This is a genomic window from Nonomuraea sp. NPDC003754 (assembly GCF_053605785.1).
Genome location: NZ_JBSGJX010000118.1, coordinates 1 through 2165 on the forward strand (window position 1 = coordinate 1; position 2165 = coordinate 2165).

Here is a 2165-nt window from a genome sequence, read left to right on the forward strand (position 1 = left end):
CCACGGCGCACGCACCCCAGCCGGCGTCACCATCCGAGTGATCATCCGGATCCTGGCTCTGACGACCGCGATCTGGCACAACGACAAGACCGGCCAGCCCACCGCCCGATCCCTCACCGCCTACGACCATTGACGCTCAGCCGTACGGCTTGGAATCAGTCATCTAGGGGCGCTGGCCGGCACGCGAGACACGAAGGGCGAAGTGACTAACGGACGGACGGCCTCCGGATCTCGATCGGCGGCCGAAAGGCTTCAGCACCTCTCGTGACTGCGGCTTACCTGTCGCTCGTCGGAGGGGCGCAAATTAGCGGGCAGTCGGGTTCAGCCGAGCAACGTCATCTATCAGGCGAGCTCCGTCATGCTGCCGTACGGCTGGCGCGTGGTCATGCTCCATCGCGTCAAGCACGCGAACGGCGAACGCCTCTGACGCGAGAACGCGGACTTCGTCAGCGTCGACCCAGCGGAACGCTTGCGCCTCTTTGGTCTTGGCCAGCTGTCCCCCGATGGCCTTGCAGCGGAACACCAAGGCCACAACGCCACGAGCCATGTTCTTGTAGACCCCAGTGAGAGCCACAGGATCGACCAGAATGCCAGTCTCCTCCTCCACCTCGCGCACAAGGCCGGTCGTGATGTCCTCATCCAGCTCTAGCACTCCTCCCGGCGCTTCCCAGTGGCCGTTGTCCCGGCGCTGGATGAGAAGGGCTCGCCCCAGATCGTCGATGATCACACCTGCCACGCTGACAGAGTGAGTGTGGGGCTGGTTCATCGGAGTACCTCGGGGCGCGGCGTAATGGGCGTGTCGACTGTAGTCCACATAGGTGCGAGTTGAGGAGTCGATGGGTTACGTATCGGGCGCTGGTCCTTCTGGGAAACCTCGGTGAGCTTCAGGTAGGGAGAGCTGGCGGGGCCGCGCCGTACCAGCCTCTGCCTGGAGGAAAAGGTTGCTCGTGTCTTCGAGCTGGCCGGACTGAACGGCTGCGTCATCGTCGACGAGACGCCGAGATCATCCCGGCCGTCGCCGGCATGTGTACGAGTATGCGAACTAGACGAGTAAGTCCTAAGTCGGGTCAGTGGTCATAGGCGATCAGTGACCGGGTGACAGGCTGGCCGGTGGCGCGGTTGTGCCAGATCGCGGCGGTCAACGCCAGGATGCGCTGGGCGATGCGGGCGCCGACCCCCTCGGGGCTGCGTCCGCCGTGGAGCTCGAGATCGAGTTGGCCCTTGAGGGTGTCGTTGACCGACTCGATGAGCTGGCGGATGGGTTTGAGCAGCTGCTGGCCGGGGCGGGGTGTGCGGTTGCGGTAGGACGGGTGCAGCAGCCGTACGCCCCGTTCGGCCAGGTAGTGGTCCAGCTCGGCCGACACGTAGCCCTTGTCGGCGATGATCAGCAGCCCGGGGCGGGTGGCGAGCAGGTGCGGATCGTGGTCCAAGACGGCCGTCAGCACCTGCCGCTCGTCGATCTTCGGGGTGGCCAGGGCCCAGGTGATCGGCAGCCCGGCCGGGGTGCAGATCAGATGCAGGCGCAGGCCCCAAAACCAGCGGGAGTGGGAACGGCAGTAGCCGTAGCCGGCCCAGCCCGCCAGGTCCGAGCGCTGCGCGGTGGGGCGGGAACGGCCGCATTCGACGGGGGTGGAGTCGACCACCCAGACCGGGTCGGCCCATAGGTCGGTGTCTCGGGCCAGGGCCCGGATGGCGCGTTGGAGCAGGGCAGGGCGTTGCGTAGTCGTTTGTTGTAGCCGGATTGGCCGGGCAGGTGCCGGGGGACGAAGCGCAGCCAGCGGGCTTCGGAGCTGATTCCGAGAAAGACCTGGGCCACGGCCAGGGTCAGCAGTTCGGCGTCGGTCAGCTTGGGTGGCCGGCCGGTGCGGGGCGGTTTGCCGAGCCAGTCGTCGATCTTCACGTACAGTGCGGTGAGAAGGGTGTTGATGTCTGTGGTCACAAACAGATCGTCGCGACTACGGGCCGCCGATGCCCTCGACCTCTCCCGCGCTGTGGTGGACTCTTCCCACATCAGAGCCCTAAAAGGGGGGGGCACAGACCGGCCCGTCCCCGGTCGATCGAGGACGTCCTGGCAGCAAGCACCACCTGATCACCGACGCCACCGGCATCCCCCTCGCAGTGATCCTGACCGGCGGCAACCGCAACGACGTCACCCAGCTCCTGCC

Annotated in this window: 1 protein-coding gene and 3 pseudogenes; 2 read left to right on the forward strand and 2 right to left on the reverse strand. The window is 66.3% G+C overall.

Annotated elements, in window-relative coordinates:
- Nucleotides 1-133, forward strand: a pseudogene (locus tag ACWEVS_RS46180) (IS982 family transposase); the annotation flags it as partial.
- 171 nt (nucleotides 134-304) lie between these two features.
- Here the strand turns inward: ACWEVS_RS46180 and ACWEVS_RS46185 are convergent.
- Together ACWEVS_RS46185 and ACWEVS_RS46190 are read right to left on the reverse strand one after the other, a co-directional pair.
- Nucleotides 305-766 (reverse strand): NUDIX hydrolase, encoded by a 462-nt coding sequence (locus ACWEVS_RS46185; RefSeq protein WP_452557600.1) that lies wholly within the window; start codon nucleotides 764-766, stop codon nucleotides 305-307.
- A gap of 301 nt (nucleotides 767-1067) precedes the next feature.
- Nucleotides 1068-1939, reverse strand: a pseudogene (locus tag ACWEVS_RS46190) (IS982 family transposase).
- A 13-nt stretch (nucleotides 1940-1952) separates the two neighbouring features.
- Between ACWEVS_RS46190 and ACWEVS_RS46195 the strand changes: the two are divergent.
- Nucleotides 1953-2165, forward strand: a pseudogene (locus tag ACWEVS_RS46195) (transposase); the annotation flags it as partial.